17 protein-coding genes are annotated in these 23,623 nt (G+C 66.3%); 11 read left to right on the forward strand and 6 right to left on the reverse strand.

Annotated features, from left to right (window positions below):
- Positions 1-81: 81 nt before the first annotated feature.
- The 6 genes from SOM61_RS04025 to uraH all read right to left on the reverse strand — a co-directional run bounded on the left by SOM61_RS04025 (position 82) and on the right by uraH (position 6,454).
- Positions 82-1,650: a methyl-accepting chemotaxis protein gene (locus SOM61_RS04025; RefSeq protein WP_320472898.1), complete on the reverse strand. Its 1,569-nt coding sequence runs from the start codon at positions 1,648-1,650 to the stop codon at positions 82-84.
- 93 nt (positions 1,651-1,743) lie between these two features.
- Complete coding sequence (locus SOM61_RS04030; RefSeq protein WP_320472899.1) at positions 1,744-2,148, reverse strand: hypothetical protein; 405 nt, start codon at positions 2,146-2,148, stop codon at positions 1,744-1,746.
- A 9-nt stretch (positions 2,149-2,157) separates the two neighbouring features.
- Positions 2,158-3,399, reverse strand: coding sequence for a hypothetical protein (locus tag SOM61_RS04035; protein ID WP_320472900.1), 1,242 nt, complete (start codon positions 3,397-3,399; stop codon positions 2,158-2,160).
- A gap of 190 nt (positions 3,400-3,589) precedes the next feature.
- On the reverse strand, positions 3,590-4,147 hold the full coding sequence (locus SOM61_RS04040; protein ID WP_320472901.1) for a ClpP family protease: 558 nt from the start codon (positions 4,145-4,147) through the stop codon (positions 3,590-3,592).
- A gap of 52 nt (positions 4,148-4,199) precedes the next feature.
- Positions 4,200-6,026 carry a DUF4153 domain-containing protein gene (locus SOM61_RS04045; protein ID WP_320472902.1) on the reverse strand — a complete coding sequence of 609 codons (1,827 nt, stop codon included), beginning with the start codon at positions 6,024-6,026 and terminating at the stop codon, positions 4,200-4,202.
- A gap of 74 nt (positions 6,027-6,100) precedes the next feature.
- Positions 6,101-6,454, reverse strand: coding sequence for a hydroxyisourate hydrolase (gene uraH, locus SOM61_RS04050; protein WP_320472903.1), 354 nt, complete (start codon positions 6,452-6,454; stop codon positions 6,101-6,103).
- A gap of 200 nt (positions 6,455-6,654) precedes the next feature.
- On the opposite strand from uraH, the gene SOM61_RS04055 reads away from it, so the two are divergent.
- The 11 genes from SOM61_RS04055 (at position 6,655) to SOM61_RS04105 (ending at position 23,360) form a co-directional block, all read left to right on the forward strand.
- A complete protein-coding gene (locus SOM61_RS04055; protein ID WP_320472904.1) occupies positions 6,655-7,167 on the forward strand; it encodes a sigma-70 family RNA polymerase sigma factor in 513 nt (170 codons plus the stop codon).
- On the forward strand, positions 7,146-8,129 hold the full coding sequence (locus tag SOM61_RS04060; protein WP_320472905.1) for a FecR family protein: 984 nt from the start codon (positions 7,146-7,148) through the stop codon (positions 8,127-8,129). Before SOM61_RS04055 ends, SOM61_RS04060 begins: the two co-directional genes overlap by 22 nt.
- Before the next feature lie 77 nt (positions 8,130-8,206).
- Entirely contained in the window at positions 8,207-10,678 is a 2,472-nt protein-coding gene (locus SOM61_RS04065; RefSeq protein WP_320472906.1) for a TonB-dependent siderophore receptor, read from the forward strand.
- Positions 10,679-10,830: 152 nt separating this feature from the next.
- Positions 10,831-13,227: a TonB-dependent receptor plug domain-containing protein gene (locus tag SOM61_RS04070; protein ID WP_320472907.1), complete on the forward strand. Its 2,397-nt coding sequence runs from the start codon at positions 10,831-10,833 to the stop codon at positions 13,225-13,227.
- On the forward strand, positions 13,224-14,513 hold the full coding sequence (locus tag SOM61_RS04075) for an aminotransferase class V-fold PLP-dependent enzyme (RefSeq protein WP_320472908.1): 1,290 nt from the start codon (positions 13,224-13,226) through the stop codon (positions 14,511-14,513). The genes SOM61_RS04070 and SOM61_RS04075 overlap by 4 nt, the downstream gene beginning before the upstream one ends.
- Before the next feature lie 101 nt (positions 14,514-14,614).
- Entirely contained in the window at positions 14,615-15,562 is a 948-nt protein-coding gene (gene puuE, locus SOM61_RS04080; protein WP_320472909.1) for an allantoinase PuuE, read from the forward strand.
- Positions 15,563-15,693: 131 nt separating this feature from the next.
- The gene (gene xdhA, locus SOM61_RS04085; protein ID WP_320472910.1) at positions 15,694-17,157 is read left to right on the forward strand and encodes a xanthine dehydrogenase small subunit; all 1,464 of its coding nucleotides are present in this window, start codon (positions 15,694-15,696) and stop codon (positions 17,155-17,157) included.
- A gap of 10 nt (positions 17,158-17,167) precedes the next feature.
- Positions 17,168-19,492 (forward strand): xanthine dehydrogenase molybdopterin binding subunit, encoded by a 2,325-nt coding sequence (xdhB, locus tag SOM61_RS04090; RefSeq protein WP_320472911.1) that lies wholly within the window; start codon positions 17,168-17,170, stop codon positions 19,490-19,492.
- Positions 19,489-20,490, forward strand: coding sequence for a xanthine dehydrogenase accessory protein XdhC (gene xdhC / locus SOM61_RS04095; protein ID WP_320472912.1), 1,002 nt, complete (start codon positions 19,489-19,491; stop codon positions 20,488-20,490). Before xdhB ends, xdhC begins: the two co-directional genes overlap by 4 nt.
- Positions 20,490-21,794 carry a guanine deaminase gene (gene guaD, locus SOM61_RS04100; protein WP_320472913.1) on the forward strand — a complete coding sequence of 435 codons (1,305 nt, stop codon included), beginning with the start codon at positions 20,490-20,492 and terminating at the stop codon, positions 21,792-21,794. The genes xdhC and guaD overlap by 1 nt, the downstream gene beginning before the upstream one ends.
- 72 nt (positions 21,795-21,866) lie before the next feature.
- Complete coding sequence (locus SOM61_RS04105; protein WP_320472914.1) at positions 21,867-23,360, forward strand: adenosine deaminase family protein; 1,494 nt, start codon at positions 21,867-21,869, stop codon at positions 23,358-23,360.
- The last annotated feature ends 263 nt before the right edge of the window (positions 23,361-23,623 follow it).

Genomic DNA, 23,623 nt, shown 5'->3' on the forward strand with positions numbered 1-23,623 from the left:
TACCACGTGGACGAATTGGCATTCCGGGCAGGATCGCCCGGAATGGATGGGCCGGTATTGCGGTGCTTCGAGTGGCAGGCGTTAAGCGCGATGAAACACTCTTGGCAAAGCTTTCATGGTCGTGGTTGGTTCGGAAACCTGTAGCCTGAACACCGCCAGCGCCTCGGTCAGTTGTCCGGTCTGGCCCGTCAGCGATTCCGCCGCCGCCGAGGCCTCCTCGACCAGGGCCGCATTCTGTTGGGTCATCTCGTCGATGCTGCCGATCGCGCGGCCGATGTCTTCGATGCCCGCGTGCTGGCGCGCGCCGGCATCGGCGATCTCGCGCATGATGAGCTGCACCTTGCGTACCGAGTCGACGATCTGTTCCATCGTGGCCCCGGCTTCGCCCACCAGCGCGCTGCCGGCGCCGACCTTCGCCACCGAGTCGCCGATCAGTTCCTTGATTTCCCTGGCCGCCGCAGCCGAGCGCTGGGCCAGGTTGCGCACTTCGCTCGCGACCACCGCGAAGCCGCGGCCCTGTTCGCCGGCACGCGCCGCTTCCACCGCCGCGTTCAGCGCCAGGATATTGGTCTGGAAGGCGATGCCGTCGATGGTCGCGATGATGTCGACGATCTTCTTGGACGACGCATCGATGTCGCCCATCGTCGCCACCACATTGCCCACCACCTCGCCGCCGCGGGTGGCGATGCTGGTGGCGCTGGCCACCAGGGCGTTGGCCTGGCCGGCGCTGGCGGCGTTCTCGCGCACCGCGCCGGTCAATGCTTCCATCGCACGCGTGGTGCGGTCCAGGTTCGCGGCCTGCGATTCGGTGCGTTGCGCGAGGTCGGCATTGCCGCTCGCGATCTCGGTGCTGGCGCTGGCGATCGTGTCGGCCGAGCCCTTGATGCCGGCCACCAGTGTCGCCAGGCGCAGGCGCATCTCGTTCAGTGCGACCAGCAGGCTGTCGCTGTCGCCGGACTCGATCCGGATATCCATCGACAGGTCGCCGGCAGCCACCGCCTGCGCGATCGTGCGCGCATAGGCCGGTTCGCCGCCCAGCTGGCGCCAGATGGTGCGCACCACGAACCACGACGTGATCGCCAGTGCGGACAGCACGGCCAGTGCGCTGGCGACCATTGCCACCAGTGTGTTGCGTACACTATCCTGGCTGGTGGCAATGCCGGCCGCAAACTGGCGCTGGGCGCCGTCGACGGTCTTGGCCAGGTCGGCGTTCAGGGACGCCAGCGCCGCCTGCATCTTGCCCACCGTCGCTTGCGGGTCGCCCTGTTCCATCTCGAGCATGATGCGGGCCGATGACAGGGCAGGCGCGTAATAGGCGTCGAATTCTTGTTTGAGGCGTGCGCCGGTGGCCGCATGGCCGGGGATCTGGCCGAGTCTATCCAGGTCGGCGCGCACCTTGGCCGCCTGTACGCCGACCTGCTCGATGCGCGCCTTGTCGCCTTCGGTGACGGCGTCGGTCAGCCCTGCGGTGACGGCGGCGATGTCGAGGGTGACGGCCTTGACGGCATCCATCAGCGGGTAGTCCACCGTTTCGGTGGTGGTGATCGATACCAGCGCGCCGTTCGCGATCGTCACGCTGGCGCCGGCGCCGAGGGCGAAGATGATGGCGGAAATGACGGGCAATGCCCAGATCCTGCGCTTGATGCTCATAGTGTTCTTCCGGATATGCGAGACCCGCCGGACGGCGCTTGCCGCGGCGGGTCGACCGGGCAGCCGCGGCAATGCTGGCTGCCTGTATTGCGCTTACTGCGCGGTGTGGACGACCTTGACGGTCGCGTCGACCGCGCTCTTGTCGATATAGCCGATCGCTTTCGGGTTGGCGGCGACGGCGGCCTTGACGGCGGCGCTGTCGGCGACTTCCTTCGGCATCGTGGCCTTGCCGGTGAACACCAGCTTGGACCACAGGGCCTTGACCTGGGCCGCGTCCTTGTCAGCCACTTTCTTGTAGAAGTCCGCGCGGATCGGCGCGCCGTCCGGCTGGTCGATCGGCGTCATGGCCGTCGATTTACCTAGGAAGAACTGGGCGATCTGCTCCTTGGCCATGGTGCTCTCGGCCGCCTTGGGATTGACGACGACGACCACCTGGGCCAGCGCCGGCAGGGCGGCGAAGCTCGATGCCGCGCACGCGGCCAGAATCAATTTTTTCATGTTCGCTCCTCAGAACACGAAATCGAGGGCCACCGCGCCCACGGTCACCGGACCGGAGAAGCCGGGCTGTGCGTTGATGAACAGGCCGTTGCCGCTTGGCTTGATGCGGTCGATCTGGACCTTGAGCGCCACCGAGCTGGCGACATCCCAGCGCACGCCGATGGTGTCGGTGGTCTGCTCGCCCTGGCCCACGCCCGACACCGAGATACGGCGCACGGCGCCGCCCAATTGCTGGAGAGTCGGGGTGCAGGCCGCGGGATAGCCGGCCGGGCAGGCCGCAGGCACGGTGTTGTTGATGGTGCCGTCGATCTTCAGTTCAGACCGCGTGTAGTACGGCAAGAATTTGCCGATGCGGTAGCCGCCCATCACGTACCACGAGGTGGTGTCGTTGATATAGGTCTCGGTCTTGCGCTTGGCGAACTCGGTCTGGAGCACGAAGTTGTTCCAGTCGGCGGTCAGGCCGATCGAATTGAAGGTGCCTTTGGCGTCCTTGGCCTGGATCTGGCCGGCCAGGTCGGTCAGCTGTGGCAGGCGATAGCCGGCGCCGGCGGCGCGCAGCGAACCGACCAGGGTGTTGAGCGTTGCCAGGTCATCGACCGTGATCTTGGTGCGGGCGTGGCCGAGGCGCAGGGTGAACGGGCCGTTTTCGGCCACGACGTTCAGCGCCAGGATGTCCTTGCCGCGCACGTGGAAGTTGCCGACCGGGGTCTTGATCTTGCCAGCCGCCAGTTGCGAGGTGATGGTGGTGTTGCCGTAGTCGTGGCGCCAGGTGATGTCGGCGCCGTCGACGCTGTTGAACGGCACTTGCGAGTACAGCTCGGATGGCGGACGCAGCATGGTGTTGGCATAGCCGACGTTGCGGTAGTCCGAGATCATGAAGACCGGCAGGCCGACGCGGCCGACGCGCACGCTCAGGTCGTCCGACATGCGGAACTTGGCGAACGCCCAGCTCAGTTCGGCGCCATAGTGCTCTTCGGCGTCCTGGCGCACCAGGCCCTGGGCGGTCAGCGAAATCCAGTTGTTGACGGTGTAATCGGCTTGCAGGCCGAGGTTGGAATCGACGCCGGTACGGAAGTTGTCGGCGGCGCCGCTGGCCTGGTTCGGGCGGCCGAACTGTGCACGGTCATCGTCCGACCAGGTGAGGGCGGCGGTGCCGAAACCGCTGATCTTAACGGCGTTATCTTGCGCCTGGGCCATCGCAGGGACGACCAAGGGGAGCGCCAGCAGGCTGGCGAGAATCTTTTTGTTCATTACGGAGGTGTGACTGAATCTGTTACGTGAGCTGCTAGGGAAGATGCGCTTGCAAGGGCAGCAGGCATGAGCGCTGGAAATTATTCTATCCAGACGGGAATTTTCGCAGCAACAGATTTATGACAATTGGAGAGATTTTGAGATGTAAAGACGTATTCTGTGGCTTAATTGACACATTGCGTTGTCAGTATTAGTTCCACCAATGACAAGTCGGCCCTGCCGTCGGCAATCTGGCCTGTACCGCTTCGTGGACGATGCCGGCGCCAACCGCCTCCTCGGCGGTATAGATGCGGGCCTGGCCGGTCAGGTGCGGCCGGATGTCGGTTTCATGGCCTGCCTCGCGGGTGGCCTCGCGGAAGATGCTGGCATAGCGGTCGGCATCGAAATCCAGGCACTCGCGCCATTCCGACACGCGCGCATGGTCGGCCGCCACCAGGTTGCCGAAACCCCAGTGCATTGGATGGATCAGGAAGCGCGTGCCGGGGCAGGCATAGCGCTTCTGGCCAGCCAAAAAGATCACCACCCCGACCGATTCGACGCTGCCGATATTGTGGGTGGTGAGCGGGATCGGCAGGGACTTCAGGAAGAAGTAGAGCGCGAAGCCGGCCGTCATATTGCCGCCCTCGGTGGACATGTGCAGCGCGATCTCGGTCGCGCCTTTTTGCAGCGCCTCCAGGCAACAGTTGCGCACCGTGCAGGCTGAGTTGTGGTTGATCGGGCCGATGAAATGAACGATGTGCAATGCCATGGTGCTCGCGCTCCAGCAATGTATTACGGATACTCAAGCATAGCGATTATCGTCAGTGCGGCGCGTCCTCTTTGACCGGTGCAGGTTCGGATCCGCACTTGAATTGCGTGTGGCGTGGTGTGATCTCGATCCGCCTGCCATCGATCTCGAGATCGGCCACCGCCGGCGCGACTGCCCGCAGCTTGCCTGCGCGCATGGCATCGAGCAGCGGCGCGCAGTCGGCCAGGCCAGGGGGCAAGGCCCCGGCGAATTCCCACGCGCCGTCATCTGTCTGGCGCAGGACGGCATTGCCGTGGTTGGCGGCGCCAACCAGGATGACTTCCGGCCGGGCATCGCCGCCGAGGTCGATCACGAACGCGTCGCAGATGGCGCCCTGGCGCTGCAAGCAGTAAGGCAGATACAGGTGTTGCTTGAACTTGCGCCAGTCGACCGCGGCGAAACCGGCGGGCAGCCGTGCACCGGCCGGCCAGACCCGCAGGTTGTCGGCCACCTTCAGGTCTGGGGCGGGTGCGCCGGGGTGCTGCAACTGGCGCAGGCGTGCCAGTTCCGTCCGCAGCCATCCGGCGTCGTCTCCCGTAGCGCTCTTTTCCAGCTGCGCGATCGCTTCGCGGCCAAAGCGCGCGCCATGGTGGTACAGGTAGGCGACATCGAGCTGCGGGAGCTTGATCTGGCCGCTGGCCAGGCGCGCCATCTGGCTGTTGACGGCGATGCGGCCCGGATCGAGGACGGGCGACAGCAGCAGCGCCAGCACGGCCAGCACCACGAAGGCGGCGGCGATGTTGACGCCCGCCAGACTGCGCAACCAGCCGCGGCGCAGCGCCGCGGCTGCATAGCCACCGGCATAGCAGGTCGCGACCAGCAGGCAGGCGGCGGCAATGACGCGGTCGGCCGACCAGCCGTGGTCCGCGACACGCAGCGCGAGGGCATAGGCGGCAAGCAGGGTCAGCGGCACCAGCAGCAGGCAGGCGATGCGCGCGGAAATGGCCAGCACGCGCGCCGGCGGGCTGGCGCCGTCCTGGTAGGCGGCATTGATCAAGATGACGAAGGCCGCCGCGGCGCCAAGCATGCTGCCGGCGGCGCTGCGGGTGGCCCACAGCGGCTCGAGGCCGGTGAACGGCAGGCTGGCCAGGAAGCCGCCCACCAGCAGGGTGAGCACCGGCAAGATCCAGGACAGCAGTACGTGCAGGAGGTTGCGGATGCCGCGCACGATGGCGGGCTTGACGTCGGTCAGGTGCATCGCCACCGAAAAGGCGAAGGCAGTGACGGGAATGAAGAACCAGGGCTTGCCGATGGCCCAGCTCAGGAAATTGAGTTTGACCAGATCGAACAGCGCGGCGCCCAGCTGCAGCACGAGCCAGGTGGCGCCCACGAACAAGAGGCAGAACAGGATCTGCAGGTTGAGCTTCCAGGCGACCTCGAAGTAGCTGGCGTAGGCCGCGATGCGGCGCCTCTCGCGGCCGGCCGCCAGCACCAGCGCATGGGCGATGAAGAAGCCGACCGCCAGGCAGAAGGTGAGCACGCCGGACGGCTTGCCTCCCTCCCACTCGGTCCCGCCGAGGTGGCGCCACATATCGTAGGCGGCCAGCAGTGCGATCACGACGGCCGCGCCCAGCGCCCACGCGGTCAGCCGGCGGCGCGACAGGTGGCCCAGGCCGCTGATCAGGATCACCGGCAGCAGCAGGCCGAGCATGACGAGCGGCCCGAACAGTAGAGGAACGGTGGCCGGCCAGGACTTGTCCTGCGCCGCCGTGTACAGCAGGTAGAGCAGCAGGCCCTGGGCCAGGCCGATGACGATGCGGGTGGGGCCGAGCCAGGTCGGGACGAGGTCGTCGTCCGGCGAAGGTGCGGGAAAAGCGGCGGCGGGCTTGGGCTGCTGCATGGGCGTCAATCCTTGATCGTGGTCTTGACGGGTATCTTACTTCCGATCAACGCACAATGACGCCCACAAGTCTGCTAGCTTCCGCGGTAGGTCGAATACGACCACGGCGTCATCACCAGCGGCACGTGGTAGTTCTGGGCAGGGTCGGCGATGCCGAAGCCGAGCGCGATGCGGTCCAGGAAGCGGGGAGAAGGAAGGTCGACGCCGCGCGCGGCGTAGTAGTCGCCGGCGTGGAATACCAGTTCGTACTGGCCGGCCAGCAGCGCGGCGCCTTCCAGCAAGGCTTCAGCGCAGCGGCCGTCGTCGTTCGTTAGCGCGCTCTTGAGCAGCGTACGGCCGTCGGCGTCGATCGCGTATAGCTCGACCCGGATGCCGGCGCCGGGGCGGCCGTGGGCGGTGTCGAGTACGTGGGTGGTGAGTTTTCCCATCGTGGTCCTTGTCTGTGCTGAGTTGGGGTAGCGGCAGGCCAATGATAGCCCGTGCGTCGACGCCGTGAAAATTTTCCGCGGCGAGATTGACTGACATGCGGAAAAATGAAAGAATGAGAATCATTCTCAATTGAGTGGGTGACGAGATGTCTGTTGCCAGCCAACCCGTTCATCTTTCGACAGTACTTCCAGAGCCCCCCGTGCGCGTTTCCAGCTCCGATCCGATCACCACGCTTTACAGCGAACACAGGGGCTGGCTGCATGGCTGGCTGCGCAAGAAGCTCGGCTGTGCGCACAACGCGGCGGACCTGGCGCAGGACACGTTCATCCGCATCGTCGCGGCGTTCAAGGGCAATGACGACGCCGCTACGCAGCTGCGCGAGCCGCGCGCCTACCTGACCACGGTCGCGACGCGCGTCCTCAGCAATCACTACCGGCGCCTGTCGCTGGAACGGGCTTATATCGAGGCCCTGCGCCTGATGCCGGAAGCCGCGGCGCCGTCCCCGGAAGACCGGCTCGTCATCCTCGAGACGCTCAACGAAATCGATGCGCTGCTCGACGCCTTGCCGCACAAGGCGCGCATTGTGTTCCTGGCGGCGCAGTTGGACGGCCTGACCTATAACCAGATCGCGCTGGAGTACGGGATCGCGCCGCGCAGCGTGCGCCGCTACATGGCGCTGGCCTACGAACGATGCCTGGCGCCGCAGACCTGATGCCGGGCGCGCAGGACGAGCGGCTCGACCCGCGCGTCGCCCGCGAAGCCGCGCAATGGCTGATGCGCATGCATCCGGCCGCGGAGCCGGACGAGGCCGAGCGGCGCGCCTGCCTTGCCTGGCGTGCGAGCCACGCCCAGCACGAGCTGGCCTGGCAGCGCGCGCAGCAGTTCAACGACAGGTTCGTGGTCTTGCCCCCGGAGCTGGGCAAGGCTGCCCTGGGCCGCAAGACCGTGCGCCAGCGACGCCAGGCCGTCACCAAGCTGGCCCTGCTGCTGACGATGGCGCCGGCCGGCATGTTGGCCTACAAGCACATGCCCGTCGCCGCATGGCGGGCGGCGTACCGCACCGCCACCGGCGAGCGCCGAAGCGTGCAACTGGCCGACGGCAGCCGCGTGGAAATGAATACTGGCACCGCATTCGATGTCGTGATCGACGACGTGCAGCGCCTGGTGCTGCTGCACGAAGGTGAACTATTGATCGAGACGGCGCCAGACAGCCATGGCGCCTTGCGCCCGTTCCGCGTCAGGACCGACGAAGGGTTCATCCGCGCGATCGGCACGCGCTTCAATGTCCGGCGCGATGCCGCATGGAGCGAGGTCGCGGTGTTCGAAGGCGCGGTCGAGGTGGCGGCCGGGGAGGGCAAGCGCATCGTGGCTGCCGACGAACAGCTGCGTTTTACTGCCCATGGCCTGGCCGCTACCGAGCCGTTGGTGTCGCACCAGGCCGCCTGGGTGGATGGCATGCTGCAGGCGGACGACCAGACGCTGGCGGCATTCGCGGCCGAACTGACGCGCCACCGGCGCGGCTGGATACGCTGCGATCCTGCCGTGGCCGGTTTGCGTATTTCGGGCAGTTTCCAGCTCGACGATACCGACCAGGTCCTGCGCGCCGTGGCCGCCACGCTGCCGGTGAAAATCCGCTTCCATACGCCTTATTTGGCAACGATCGTGCCCGCTTAAAAAAGATTTGTAAAATCTGGCCGCTTTTCACCGATGGCGTGTCATTGCCTGTATCGACACCGTCATCAAGGACCTTCATGTTTTCCCGCACTTCCCCGCCGCTGCGCGCCGCGCACAAACCCCTGGCCCGCGCCGTCGGCCAGGCCTGCCTGATGCTGGCCTTCCTGGCCGCGCCCCTGCCGCAGGCGTTTGCCGCCGGGGCCGGCGAGGCGAGCCTCCAGGCGCGCGCCTACAGCATCCCGGCCGGCCCCCTGCAGCCTGCACTGTCCCGTTTCGCCGCCGAAGCGAAGGTGACCGTTTCGTTCGTGCCCGCGCTGGTGGCGGGCAAGCGCAGCGGCGGCCTCCAGGGCAGCTATCCCGCCGCCGCCGGCTTGCGCGAGCTGCTTGCCGGCACCGGCCTGGAAGCGGTCGCGCGGGACGGCGGCATCTTCGTCCTGCAGGTGGTGCGCGCTGCGCCCGGCAACCCGGCCGGACCCGAGCACGCCATTACGCCGCAGGAAGTGACGATCGTCGGCGCGGCCATGCGCGATGGCACTACCGAACATTCGGGGTCTTACCAAGCCCGGCACAACAGCACCGCCACCAGGCTCACGCTGTCCGCGCGCGAAACGCCGCAGACGATCACGACCATCACGCAACAGCAGATGATTGACTCGGGCCTGACCTCGCTCGACGACGCGCTCAAGACGGTCAGCGGCATCTTCTCGCAGGAGCAGGGCACGGCCGGCGGCACCTACTATAGCCGCGGGTTCAACCTGCAGGCGCAGGTCGACGGCCTGGCTACGCCGGCCGGCATCAATAGCGGCAACCGTTCGCCGAAGTTCGACAATGCCTTCGTGGACCGGGTCGAGGTGCTGCAGGGCGCGGCCGGCCTGCTGACCGGCGCCGGCGCCCCCGGCGGTACCGTGAACTCGGTGCGCAAGCGTCCCACCGACGGCTTCCAGGCCCAGGCCGAGGCGCAGCTGGGGTCATGGGATGCGCGCCGCTTCGTGGGCGACGTCTCCACGCCGCTTACCGCATCGGGCCGCGTCCGCGGCCGCCTCGTGGCCCTGCACGACCGCAACGAATCATTCACCGACTACGTCCACCGCGACCGCAACGCCGTCTACGCCATCGTCGAGGCCGACCTGGCCCCGGGCACCACCCTCAGCGCCAGCGTCCAGTACCAGGAGGACGATAGCCTGAACCATTATGGCGCGCCCTATGCGGCCGATGGCAGCGACGTGGGCCTGCCGCGATCGGCATTCTGGGGCGACGTCAATTATCGGCTGATCAGGGACTATACGATCTACAGCGCTGGCCTGACGCAGCGGCTCGCCGGCGAATGGCAGCTCAAGGCGAACTACTCATGGCAGAAGATGTTGAACAATATCGATAACTTCAACAGCTTTGCCGGCAGCCTGAACCCGGTCACGGGCGGCGGCCTGTCTATCAGCCGCATCCGCAAGAGCACTTCGGTCATGCATGTCGATACGGCGGACGTGTATGCGTCCGGCCCGTTTGCCGTTCTTGGCCGCAAACACGAGCTGGCGCTCGGCATGAATGGGGCCGTCTACCGGGACGAAGCCACCGGCACCGGTTCGACCGCGGCGATCCCCATCAATCTTTACAGTTTCGACCCCACCGGGTTTGGTCCTGTGGGCGACGGTAATCCCACCCGCTCGAAATCGAAGACGACCAACCTCGGCCTGTATGGCGTAGCGCGCTGGAACCTGTCCGATTCGCTCAAGCTGATCACGGGCCTGCGCAGCAGCAGCTACGAGGTGGAAAACTACGTGACGGGGAGGGTGGCGCCGAAGGAATCCGGCGAAATCACGCCGTATGCGGGGCTGGTGTTCGACCTGGACGCCCAGTATTCGGCCTACATGAGCTATTCGGACATCTTCAACCCACAGTCCAACCGCAGCGTGGATGGCAGCTTCCTCGATCCCGTGGTCGGCGCCAACTACGAGGTGGGCATCAAGGGCGAGCTACTGGACAAGCGCCTGAACGTGTCGGCCGCCGTATTCCGCCTGGAGCAGTCGAACCTGTCGGTGCGGGACGACTCGGTCCCGAACGATCCGGGCAATGCCTGTGGCGGCATCTGCTACACCGCCGCCGGCGAAGTGGTGAGCCAGGGCGTGGACCTGGGCGTCAACGGCAAGGTGGGCAAGAACCTGAACCTCGCTGCCGGCTATACCTATGTGGATGCCGAATACAAGGCCGGTCCCCAGCGGGGCCAGCGCTATGGCGCCGAGCAGCCGCAGCACAGCGTGCGCCTGGCCGCCAATTATCAGCTTCCCGACACCGCGTGGTCGTTCGGCGGCAATGTGGCGGGAAGCAGCAAGATCTACCGCACGGGCGGCGCCGGCGCCAGCGCGTGGACGATACGCCAGGGCACCCTGGTGCTGTTGGGGATGCACGCGAAGTACCAGCTCACGCGCCAGACGCAGGCGCTGCTGGCCATCAGCAATCTCACCGACCGCAGCTACCGCAGCCTGTACCTGCTGAATCATTCGCCGTATGGCGAGCCACGCAGGGTGTCGGTCAACCTGAAGCACACGTTCTGATCCAGGGCGCGGCCAGGAATGGCCGCGTGATTTCGTGATGCGGCGACCCGCTTCATACTCACGAAATATTGCATCTTTAGGCTATCGGCTTGCCAACTTCCGCACCACCAGGTGGGAACGCGGCAGCTCTTTCATCCAACCTGAAGACCGCAATGAAGATCAAACGACATCAGATCGCCAGCGCCGCCGCGCTGTGCGTGACCCATGCACTGGTTGGCGTGCATGCCCAGACTACCCCCACCACAGCGGTTCCCCTGGTGGCCGCCGCCGAACCGCAGGCCGTGATCGTCACCGGCACCCGCGCCAGCAACCGCACCCAGTTCGACACCCTGGCGCCGGTCGACGTCTTCAGCCGCGAAGAGATCGCGGCCGTCGAGTCGGACGACCTGAACGACGTGCTGGCGCAGCTGGTGCCGTCCTATGTGGTGCAGCGCCTGCCGATGGCCGACGGCCAGGTCTTCGTGCGGCCGGCCACCTTGCGCGGGCTGTCGCCGGACCAGACCCTGGTGCTGGTCAACGGCAAGCGCTTCCACCGCAGCGCCTTCCTCGGCGCGCGCGGCTCGCAGGCGGCCGACATGGCGCAGATCCCGACCAGCGCCATCAAGCGCATCGAAGTGCTGCGCGACGGCGCCTCGGCCCAGTATGGTTCCGACGCGATCGCCGGCGTCATCAACATCATCCTCGACGACACGGCCGGCGGCGAAATCAACGCCCAGCATTCGCAATACGGCGAAAACGACGGCAAGACGAATACCGTGCGCGCCAGGTATGGCTTCACGTTCGGCGAATCGGGCCGGATCAACCTGTTCGCCGAAGCGGCGGACGCCGACCCTACCTCGCGCACCCGCCAGCGCCAGGATGCGATCGCCTTCCAGGCGGCTCACCCAGAGCTGCAGGTGCCGAACCCGGTCCAGCGCTGGGGCCAGCCGGAGCTGGAAAGCCAGCGCATCGGCTACAACGCCAGTGTGGGCCTTGGCGGCGAGCTCGAAGCCTACAGCTACGGCCTGTTCGGCCGCAGCGAAGGCGTGTCCGACTTCAACTGGCGCAATCCCGACACCAGCGGCAGCGTCTACAACAAGACGGCGGCCTTCCCCGGCTGGGATGTGCGCAGCATCTACCCGACCGGCTTCAGCCCTCAGTACAGCAACGAGCAGGACGACCTGCAGGTGCTGGCCGGCGTGCGCGGCCGCTTCACCGAGGCGCTGGCATGGGATCTTAGTGCATCCTATGGCCGCAACCGCATCGACTACGGCCTGCACAACTCGATCAATGCCTCGCTGGGCCCGGGCAGCCCGACGTCGTTCGACCTGGGTCGCCTGACCCAGGAAGAAAAGCTGGTCAACGCCAATTTCAACTACGAGTGGAGCGTGGCCGCGCTGGCGCGGCCGGTCAACGTCGGCTTCGGCCTCGAGTACCGCAACGAACGCTATGGCGTGCGCGCCGGCGAAGCGGCCTCGTATGCGGTCGGTCCCGGCGCCGCCTATGGCCTCGACCCGAGCGCCAACGGCGCGCCTGGCTTTTCTGACCGGCAGGCCGGCCGCTGGGACCAGGACAGCTACGCCGCCTATGTCGACGTCGAAGCTCCGCTCACCGAGCGCTTTTCGGTCGGCGCCGCGCTGCGCTACGAGGATTTCTCGGAATTCGGCGACAGCGTCAACGGCAAGCTGTCGGCGCGCTATGAGGTCACGCCCGACCTCGCCGTGCGCGGCTCCTTCTCGACGGGCTTCCGCGCCCCGACCCCGGGCCAGCTCAATACCAGCAGCACCAGCCAGGGCCTCGACACCCGCACCCTGCTGGTGTTCACCAGCGGCCGCCTGTCGACGGGCGATCCGATCGCCGTGGCGCTCGGCGCAAAGGCCCTGACGCCCGAGGAATCGAACAACCTGTCGCTGGGCCTGACCTGGAAGGGCGCCATGGGCCTGTCGGGATCGGTCGACCTGTACCAGATCAAGCTGCGCGACCGCTTCAGCACCTCGGCCTCGTTCCCGGTGCCGGCCGGGATGGCCAATCCGCTGCGCTATACCTCGGTCAACTACTTCACCAACGACTTCGACACCACCACCCAGGGCATCGATATCGTGGCGAACCACCTGAGCCGCGTCGCCGATGGCCGGCTGAACCTGACCCTGGCCTACAACTACAACAAGACGCAGGTCGACGACGGCAGCACCGCGGTCGCCTCCAACCTCACCCAGCGCACGATCTTCGAAGACCGCCTGCCGCGCCAGAAGGCCACCATCGGCGCGACCTACGAGCGCGGCGCCTGGAGCGCGCTGGGACGGATGCGCCACTACGGCGCCTGGACCGACAGCACCGGCAACGCGACCGGCGACATCTTCCAGCGCTTCGGCGCGATGCGCTTCTTCGACGCGGCGCTGAGCTACAAGCTCACGCCGAAACAGACGCTGCGCTTTGGTGTCGACAATGTCTTCGACAAGTATCCCGACGAAGCGGTATTCCAGGCCAGCCGCGGCCTGATCTACTCGCGCAACGCGCCGTACGACACCGATGGCCGCAACCTGTATGTCGACTACACGGTGAAGTTTTGAGCCGGCCCGACCCGCAGCGGCGGGCCTGGCTGCGGGCCGGCCTGAGCTTGCCGCTGGTGCCGGCGAGCGCGCTGGCGGCGCCAACGCTGCCCGAACTGGCGCCGCCCGCGCTGGCGCCTAGCGCGCTGGCGCGTGACAACGCCTATTGGGGCCGCGTGGCCGCGCACTACGACGTCACCGACGAAGTAGCGATGCTCGACAACGGCTATTGGGGCTCGATGGCGCGCCCCGTGGTCGCGGCCTACCAGCGTCAGGTGGCCGAGGTCAATCACGGCAACGCCTTCTACGGCCGCCTGCGCTTTCCGCCCGAGTACGAGGCGGCGCGCGCAGCGGTCGCCACGGCGCTGGGCGTGGAGCGCGACGAGATCGTGCTGACGCGCGGCGCCACCGAGGCGCTGCAGGCGCTGATCGGCGGCTACAACCGGCTGCGGCCGGGCGACACCGTGCTGTGCGCCGACGTTGACTACGACAATATGATCACGACCATGGGCTGGCTTGAACGACGGCGCGGCGTCGAGGTAGTCAAGATTGCGGCGCCGGACGCCGCCACGGCGACCGTGCAGTCGCTGGTCGACTGCTATGCGCAGGCGATGGAGCGCCATCCGAAGCTCAGGATGATGCTGCTCACCCACGTCAACCACCGCAACGGCATGGTCATGCCGGTGGCCGAGATCACGCGCATGGCGCGCGAGCGCGGCATCGGCGTCATCGTCGACACCGCGCACGGCTTCGGCCAGCTCGATATGCGCATCCCCGACCTGGGCTGCGACTATGCCGGCATCAACCTGCACAAGTGGATCGGGGCGCCGGTGGGCGTGGGGGCTATCTACATCCGGCGCGGCAGGGTGGCCGACATCGATCCGTATATGGGCGAGAAGGACGGTGACGACATACGCACCCGGGTGCATACCGGCACCGTCAACTTCGCCGCCTACCTGGCGCTGCCGCTGGCGCTGGACATCCACGCGCGGATCGGCGTGGCCAACAAAGCGGCGCGCCTGCACCACCTGCGCAACCGCTGGGTGGAGGCGGCGCGGGGGATTGCCGGCATCGAGGTGCTGGCCTCACCCGACCAGCGCCTGACCAGCGCGATCGCCTCGTTCCGCCTGCGCGGCAAGACCTCGGTGGCCGACAATGTCGCGCTGTCCAAGCGCCTGTTGCAGGAGCACGGCGTGTTCGCCGTCATGCGCGACGGGTTGGCGTCCGGCGCCTGCGTGCGGGTGACGCCGGCGATCTTCACGCAAGAGGCGCAGGTCGATCGCCTGCTGTCGGCCTTGCGCGCCTGAAGCCTATATCGGCGCAATGAGCCGGCGTATGCGTCCGGTCATATACTGTTGTGGTCGTTGCAATATATGATCGGACGTATTCTTCCTTGTAAAGGGACGCCATGGCAGCTTCCTATCCGCGCGACCTGGCCGGCTACGGCCGCAATCCGCCGCATGCGCGCTGGCCCGGCGGCGCCCGCATCGCTCTGCAGTTCGTCCTGAACTACGAAGAGGGCGCCGAGAACTGCGTGTTGCACGGCGACCCGGCCTCCGAAACCTTCCTGTCCGAGATCGTCGGCGCCAGCGCCTTCCCGGCGCGTCACATGAGCATGGAGTCGCTCTACGAATACGGTTCGCGCGCCGGCCTGTGGCGCTTGCTGCGGCTGTTCGAGGAGCGCCGGCTGCCCCTGACCGTGTTCGGCGTGGCGCAGGCGCTCGAGCGCCATCCCGAGGCGGTCGCCGCGTTTCGCGAACTGGGACACGAGATCGCCTGCCACGGCCTGCGCTGGATCTCCTATCAAAATGTCGACGAGGCGACCGAACGCGCGCACATGAAAGAGGCCGTCGAGATCATGCGCTCCCTGACTGGCGCCGCGCCGCAGGGCTGGTACACGGGACGCGACTCGCCCAACACGCGCCGGCTGGTGGTCGAGCATGGCGGTTTTACCTATGACGCCGACCACTACGGCGACGACCTGCCGTTCTGGCAGCGGGTAGACGCACGCGATGCGGACGGTTTGATCCGCAGCATGCCGCACCTGGTGGTGCCATACACGCTCGACACCAACGACATGCGCTTCGCCACGGCCCAGGGCTTCAATTCCGGCACCCAGTTCTTCGACTACCTGAAGGACGCCTTCGACGTGCTCTACGCCGAAGGCGACCCCGCTGGCCTAAACCGGCCCAAGATGCTGTCGGTCGGCCTGCACTGCCGCCTGGCGGGGCGGCCCGGGCGCACGGCGGCGCTGGCGCGCTTCCTCGACTATGCGATGCGGCATGACCGTGTCTGGGTGACGCGCCGCATCGATATCGCCAATCACTGGAAAGCGGTGCATCCTTACGCGGAATGAAGAGCGAAAGCGCGCGCCTCTGATATATGAAACTCATGATAATCGATATCATAATTTGATAATATGATGCGAGCTGCCGGATGGTAGCCTTCCGCCCTTGGCGAACACTAAAGTTCTACTTCGAGACAGGCATGTCAGAACCGATCCGATTCCTCTTTCGTGGCGAAGTGCGCGAACTGCGCGAGGCGCCACCGACGCAAACCATCCTGCAGCACCTGCGGGAGGACTTGCGCTGCACGGGCACCAAGGAAGGCTGCGCCGAAGGCGACTGCGGCGCCTGCACCGTGGTGGTCGGCTCGCTGGAAGACGGCCACCTTGCACTCAAGTCCATTAACGCCTGCATCCAGTTCACCGCGACGCTGGACGGCAAGGCGCTGTTCACGGTCGAAGACCTGGCCGCAGCCGACGGCGCGCTGCATCCGGTGCAGCAGGCGCTGGTCGAGTGCCACGGTTCGCAATGCGGCTTCTGCACGCCGGGCTTCGCCATGTCGCTGTGGGGCATGTACATCAAGCAGGAGGGCCGCGCGCCGGCGCGCTGCCAGATCATTGACGCGCTGTCGGGCAATCTGTGCCGCTGCACCGGCTACCGTCCCATCATCGACGCCGCGCGCCGCATGGTCGAACTCCCGCCTGTTGCTTTCGATAAACCTGCGCTGGCCGAGCGCCTGCGCGGCCTGCAGCGCAGCCACGGTTTCAGCTACACAGCCCACGGCCAGCGCTTCCACGTACCGCGCACGCTGGACGAACTGGTGGCCTTGCGCGGCGCGCATCCTGATGCCGTGCTGCTGGCCGGTTCGACCGACGTCGGCCTGTGGGTCACCAAGCAGCTGCGCACGCTGGACGACGTCATCTACCTGGGCCAGGTCGAGGCGCTCAAGAGCGTGCGTATGGATGCCGGCATGCTGGAGATCGGCGCCGGCGTATCGCTGCAGGATGCCTATGCGGCGCTGTGCGAACGCTATCCGGCCGAATTGTCCGAACTCTGGCAGCGCTTCGCTTCGCTCCCGATCCGCAACGCCGGCACCCTGGGCGGCAACGTCGCCAACGGTTCCCCGATCGGCGATTCGATGCCGTGGCTGATCGCGCTGGGCAGCCAGGTGGTCTTGCGCAGCAAGGAGGGCAGCCGCGTGCTGGCGCTCGAAGATTTTTATCTGGGCTACCAGCAGAAAGACCTGCGGGCAGGCGAATTCGTGCAAGCCGTGCGCGTGCCGCTGCCGGCCGCTGGGCTGCGCTTGCGTACCTATAAACTCGCCAAGCGCTTCGACCAGGACATCTCGGCGGTATGCGCCGCCTTTGCCGTGACGCTCGACGGCGACACCATCGTCGATGCGCGCATCGCCTTCGGCGGCATGGCGGCCACGCCGAAGCGTGCGCATGAAGCCGAAGCCGTCCTGCGCGGCCAGGCCTGGAGCGAAGCCACGCTGCGCGCGGCGATGGTGGCGCTCACGCGCGACTACGCGCCGCTGAGCGACGCGCGCGCCTCCGGCAGCTACCGCATGCGCACTGCGCAAAACCTGTTGCGCCGGTTCTGGCTGGAGACGCGCACGGAGAATCCGCTGCCGGCCAGCGCCGTCAACGCCTTTGCCAGCCTGTGAGGGGACGACCATGAACGATGCAGGCTTGAACCGCGTGGACGCCTGGGCCGAAGTCGGGCGCGCCCGCAAGCACGAATCCGCCGAGCTGCACGTGCGCGGCCAGGCCACCTATACCGACGATATCGCCGAACTGGCTGGCACCCTGCACGCGGCCCTCGGCCTGTCGGCGCGCGCGCATGCGCGCGTCAAAGGGATCGACCTGTCTGCGGTCCGTGCCAGCCGCGGCGTGGTCGCGGTGCTGACGGCGACCGACATCCCCGGCCTGAACGATTGCGGACCGATCATCCACGACGATCCGATCCTGGCCGATGGCCTGGTCCAGTACGTGGGCCAGCCGATCTTCATCGTCGTCGCCGACAGCCATGACAACGCGCGCCGCGCGGCGCGCCTGGCCGTGGTCGACTACGACGACTTGCCGGCCATTCTCACGCCGCAGGCGGCGCGCGCCGCCGAGTCGTACGTGCTGCCGCCGATGCGCCTGGCCCGCGGCGATGCGGCGCAGGCTTTTGCACGCGCGCCGCACGTCGTCAAGGGCGAGTTGTACGTGGGCGGCCAGGAACAGTTCTACCTCGAAGGGCAGATCGCCTATGCGATCCCCGGCGAAGACCGCGGCATGCACGTGTACTGCTCGACCCAGCACCCGAGCGAGATGCAGCACGTGGTGGCGCATGCGCTGGGCCTGCATTCGCACCACGTGACGGTCGAGTGCCGCCGCATGGGCGGGGGCTTCGGCGGCAAGGAGTCGCAGTCGGCCCTGTGGGCGGCGGCGGCGTCCATTGCTGCCGTGCGCACGGGCCGCCCGGTCAAGCTGCGCGCCGACCGCGACGACGACATGCTGGTCACGGGCAAGCGCCACTGCTTCCACTACGAATACGAGGTCGGCTACGAAGATGATGGCCGCATCCTGGCGGCGAGGGTCGACATGGTCACCCGCGCCGGCTACTCGGCCGACCTGTCGGGCCCCGTCGCCACGCGCGCCGTCTGCCACTTCGACAACGCCTATTACCTGTCCGACGTCGAGATCCGCGCCGCCTGCGGCAAGACCAATACCCAGTCGAACACGGCGTTTCGCGGCTTCGGCGGACCGCAGGGCGCGATCGCCATCGAATACGTGATCGACGAGATCGCGCGTAATCTTGGGCGCGATGCGCTCGACATCCGGCGCCTGAACCTGTATGGCAAGACTGAGCGCAACGTCACGCCCTTCGGCCAGGAGATCGTCGACAACGTGCTCCCCGAGTTGCTGGCCGAGCTCGAAGCCGACAGCGATTATCGCGCCCGGCGCGCGGCGATCGGCGAGTACAACCGCGCCAGCCCGGTGCTCAAGAAGGGCCTGGCGCTCACGCCGCTCAAGTTCGGCATCGCCTTCAACGTCACCCACCTGAACCAGGCCGGCGCGCTGGTGCACGTGTATGTCGACGGCTCCATCCTGGTCAACCATGGCGGCACCGAGATGGGGCAGGGCATCAACACCAAGGTGATGCAGGTGGTGGCGCATGAGCTGGGCGTGGAACTGGGGCGGGTGCGCGCCACCGCCACCAATACGTCGAAGGTCGCCAACACCTCCGCCACGGCGGCGTCCACCGGCGCGGACCTGAACGGCAAGGCGGCCCAGGATGCGGCGGGCAAGATCCGCGCGCGCCTGGCCGATTTCGCCGCCAGCCAGTACGGCGGGCAGGCGAGCGAGGTGCGCTTCGCGGCCGGGACCGTGTTCGTCGCCGGCCTGGCGCTGCCGTTCGAGGAACTGGTGGCGAAAGCCTACCTGGCGCGGGTGCAGCTGTGGTCCGATGGCTTCTATGCGACGCCCGGCCTGCACTGGGACGCCAAGACGATGACCGGGCGACCGTTCTCCTATTTCGCTTATGGCGCGGCGGTGTCGGAGGTCGTGGTCGACACACTTACCGGCGAATGGAAACTGCTGCGCGTGGATGCGCTGTACGACGCCGGCCGCTCGCTCAATCCGGCGATCGACATCGGCCAGGTGGAGGGAGCCTTCATCCAGGGCATGGGCTGGCTGACGACGGAAGAACTGTGGTGGAACCCGGCCGGCAAATTGATGACGCATGCGCCGTCCACCTACAAGATCCCGGCCGTCTCGGATTGTCCCGAGGATTTTCGCGTGCGCCTGTTCGACAACGCCAACGTCGAGGACAGCATCCACCGCTCGAAGGCGGTCGGCGAGCCGCCGCTGCTGCTGCCGTTCTCGGTCTTCTTCGCGATCCGCGACGCCATCTCGAGCGTGGGCGATCACAAGATCAATCCGCCGTTGAACGCGCCGGCGACGTCCGAAGAGATTCTGGATGCGATCGCTTTTGTCGAGGCGGCGCGCGCATGACGAACGACTGGCTGAACCCGCATGCAGGCACGGCCGCCGTGCTGGTCACGGTCGCGGCCGTGAAAGGCTCCGTGCCGCGTGAACCAGGGGCGAAGATGCTGGTGCGGGCCGGGGATTTCGACGGCACCATCGGCGGCGGCCATCTCGAGCATCGGGCACTGGACATCGCCCGCCTCATGCTGCAGCTGGGCGAAGCACGCCGCTTCGAACGCTTCGCGCTTGGCCCAAGCCTGGGCCAGTGCTGCGGCGGCGTGGCCTGGCTCGCATTCGAGCGCATGGAAGCCGAGCAGGTGGACATCCTGCGCGCGCGCCGCCACCAGGACACCTGGCGCCTGGTCGCCCTCGACGGCGCCAGCGAATGGACGCTACTCGACGAAGCGGGCCGTCACCTCGCCGGTGCGGTGACGACACCAGCCCTTGCGGCGCAAGGCGACACGCGCGTGGTGGAAGACGAGGGCGGCCGCCGCTGGCTGCTCGACGCCATTCTCGCGCCGCGCGACCACCTGATGCTGTTCGGCGCCGGCCACGTCGGCGCCGCCATCGTGCGCGCGCTGGCGCCTTTGCCTTGCCGCGTTACCTGGGTCGACGAGCGCGACGACCTGTTCCCGGCCGACGTTCCCGCCAACGTGACGATCGAAGCCACCGACACCCCGGAAGCGCTGGTCAAACATGCCGTCGCCGGCACCAGCTTCCTGGTCATGACCCATAGCCACGCGCTCGACCTGCGCCTGTGCCACGCAATTCTGTCTCGCTCATGCAGTGATTCCTGCAAGGATTGGTTCGGCCTGATAGGATCGAGTACCAAACGCAGCCAGTTCGAGGCGCGCTTGCGCGAACGCGGCATCGATGCCGCCCGCATCGACGATATGGTGTGCCCGGTCGGCCTGCCCGGCATCGAGGGCAAGGCCCCGGCCGTGATCGCCGCTTCTGTTGCGGCCCAGCTGCTGTCCGTATGGGAAGCCGCTCACCACCCTGAAGAACAACCGGAATTCACGTAATGTCCACCGCATCACCCAATCTGCAAGCCTACCGTGCCAGCTTGCTGCACTTTCGCGCCGACCCGGCTTTCGACGACCAGGCCGCGCTGTGGCATGAAGACGGCCTGCTGGTCGTCGAAGATGGCCGCATCAAGGCCGCCGGCGATTACGCTGCGCTGGCGCCGACCCTGCCGCCCGGCCTGGAGCCGGTCGACTACCGCGGCAAGGTGATCGCCCCCGGCTTCATCGACACCCACCTGCATTACCCGCAGACCGACATGATCGCCTCGCCGGCGCCGGGCCTCTTGCCATGGCTGGAGACCTACACCTTCCCGAGCGAGCGCCGCTTCGAGGACCCGGCGCATGCGCGCGCGACCGCCGAGTTCTTCCTGGACGAGCTGCTGCGCTGCGGCACCACCACCGCCGTGGTGTACTGCACCGTGCATCCGCAGTCGGTCGATGCCTTCTTCGAGGCGAGCGAAGCGCGCAACTTGCGCATGGTGGCCGGCAAGGTGCTGATGGACCGCAATTGCCCGGACTTCCTGCGCGACCTCGAGGGCGACCTGGGCCAGAGCGAAGACCTGATCAATAAATGGCACAAGCGCGGACGGTCGCTGTATGCGATCACGCCACGCTTCGCCCCGACCTCGACCGACGTCCAGCTGCGCCTGACCGGCGAGCTGGCGGCGCGCCACCCGGACACCTTCATCCAGACCCACGTCTCGGAAAACAAGGACGAGTGCACCTGGGTGAAAGAGTTGTTTCCGCAGGCGCGCAGCTATCTCGACGTGTACGAACGCTTTGGTTTAATGCGTCCGCGTGCGCTGTTCGGCCACTGCATCTGGCTCGACGACGAAGACTTCGCGCGCATGGCGGCCACCGGGTCGGCCGCCGCCGTGTGCCCGACCTCGAACCTGTTCCTGGGCAGCGGCCTGTTCGACTTCGAACGCGCCGACAGCGCGCGTGCGCTGCTCTCGCTGGGCACCGACGTCGGCGCCGGCACCTCGTTCTCGATGCTGCAGACCATGAACGAAGCCTATAAGGTGGCGCGCCTGAAGGGCAGCTACCTGCCGGCGCTGCGCATGTTCTACCTCGCCACCCTGGGCGCGGCGCGCAGCATGCGCCTGGAACACACGATCGGCAGCTTCCAGCCCGGCCTGGAAGCCGACTTCGTGGTGCTCGACCGCGAGGCGACGCCGCTGCTGGCGCGCAGGACGGGTCACTGCGACTCGCTGGAGGAACTGCTGTTCGCGCTGGCGCTGCTGGGAGACGACCGCACGATCGCCGCGACGTATTCGGGCGGACGCAAGGTGCACCAACGTTGATCTAGCAATATTGCCATTGATGAACGAAGCAGTTAGAGTGGCGCGATTCAATATCCACCCAGAAAGCACACCATGCACAAGACATTGACCGGCAGCGCGCTGCTGGCGCTGGCCGTGGCCGGCGCCCCGGCCTGGGCCAAAGAGCCCGCCGCCAACGCCAATGAAGCGACCACCGCCCGCCACTACGCAAGCCTGATCGCGGGCGAGCAGCCGAAGCTGTCCGAGCTGACGATGTTCTTCACGCAGATGCCGAAGGGCGGCGACCTGCACCACCATTATTCGGGTTCGGTGTATGCCGAGACCTATACCGAATTCGTCGACAAGCAGGGCTTCTGCATCAACACGCAGACGTATCGAATCGAAACCGACAAGGCCGTGGTCGCGCGTGAACTCGCGCGCCCGGCCGCCCAGCGCACCTGCAAGTCGGGCGCCGAGGTGCGGGCCGACGAAGACACCTGGCGTGAAGTGGCCAAGCGCTGGTCGAACAAGGATTTTCATAACCACACCAATCTGCAGCCGGCGCCAGACCAGCGCTTCTTCCAGACCTTCGGCTACTTCGGCCCGGTGGCCAACGACAACCTGCGCGAAGGCCTGCAAGAGATCAAGCAGCGCGCGATCGCGGAAAACGTGGGCTACATCGAAACGATGTTCCTGCTGTCGCCCTTCATCGCCAACCCGGATTTCGATAGCCAGGCCTGGACCAAGGTGAACGACGACAAGGCGCTCGACAATGCCTTGCGCGCCAAACTCAAGGCACTGGACCAGGACGCCGCGTTCAACAAGTCGATCGATGACTTCGTCCAGCAGATCCATGCTGCATCGGAAGGCATCGACGACGAGCGCTTCACCATGCGCTACCAGAACTACACGCTGCGCCTGTTGAACCCGTCGCAGGTGTTCTCGGCCATGGTGTCGAGCTTCAAGGCGGCAGCCAAGGGCGGGCGCGTCGTCGGACTGAACATCGTTGGCCAGGAAAGCACCCACGTCTCGATGCGCGACTACACCCTGCACATGAAGATGTTCCGCTTCCTGAAGTCGGTCTATCCGGACGTGAAGGTGGCGATGCACGCGGGCGAACTGGCGCTGGGCGACGTGCCGCCGGAAGGCTTGCAGTTCCACATCGACCAGGCGCTGGCGGTGGCGGGCGCCGACCGCATCGGCCACGGCCTGGACCTGGCGCACGAGGCGAATGCCCTGGGCATCATGAAGACCATGCGCGAGAAGGACATCCCGGTCGAGATCAACCTGACCTCGAATGCCTTCATCAGCGGCGTGTCGACCACGAACCATCCGCTGAACCTGTACCGCAAGTATGGCGTGCCCTACGTGATCTCGACCGACGACACCGGCGTGACCCGCCACACCCTGTCGCACGAATACATGCAGTTCGCCAGCCAGTTCAAGCCAAGCTACGCGGAAGTGAAGAAGGCGTCGTACAACAGCATCCGTTACGCTTTCCTGCCCGTGGCGGAAAAGCAACGACTGACCCGGCAGCTGGACCAACGTTACACGGAATTCGAAGCAAAGATCGCGGCGCTCGGCGCCTCGGCGGTCCGCGGTAAATAAAGTGTGACATCCACGGCCCGGCGCCCGCCGGGCCGCTACCTTGTCATAATTCCCCAGTGACTCTTTGGTAATAAGTTAATGCAAAATTAACTTATGTCGCCTTCTCGCTACAAAAATCTTCGTTCCCTACGCACTTCCACTGAATTTTTATCAAAAAAATTCCGTGGGAGAACGCCGCACATATAATCCCGCCTTGTCATATTCCGGCCGGCAGCACTCCGATTATGTCGCGTACAGACAACACTTGTGCGGTGATTTATACG

It is taken from the genome of Massilia sp. CFBP9012 (assembly GCF_034045115.1).
Lineage (GTDB): Bacteria > Pseudomonadota > Gammaproteobacteria > Burkholderiales > Burkholderiaceae_D > Telluria.